Source organism: Opacimonas viscosa (genome assembly GCF_024199005.1).
GTDB classification, from domain to species: domain Bacteria; phylum Pseudomonadota; class Gammaproteobacteria; order Enterobacterales; family Alteromonadaceae; genus Opacimonas; species Opacimonas viscosa.
Genome location: NZ_JANATA010000107.1, coordinates 1 through 275 on the forward strand (window position 1 = coordinate 1; position 275 = coordinate 275).

General features: G+C 49.1%; 1 protein-coding gene. It reads right to left on the reverse strand.

Going from position 1 to position 275, the window contains the following annotated elements; genetic code table 11:
- Positions 1 to 54 precede the first annotated feature (54 nt).
- Positions 55 to 275, reverse strand: a 221-nt coding sequence (locus NLF92_RS12895; RefSeq protein WP_254102608.1) for an acyloxyacyl hydrolase, incomplete at its 5' end; no start/stop codon positions are given.

Genomic DNA, 275 nt, shown 5'->3' on the forward strand with positions numbered 1-275 from the left:
AACGCAATAAATAATCGACTTGACGCCTACCGAATGCCGCCCACCGGGCGGCGTTTACAGCGGATAGATCAGCGATACGTTAATGAAATCCAGCCCCGGATTAGACTCAGTTATGCCGCCGTTGGAATAATGCATATAGCGCAGCGACACTGCCAGCCCTTCAGTTAACTGCATACGTAGCCCCAGACGGTCTTCAAACTGAAACTTAGAGCCCATGTCTTTTTGACCGAAATGGCGGTTTTCCAATAGTCCCACGCCAATACCAAATTCGATTT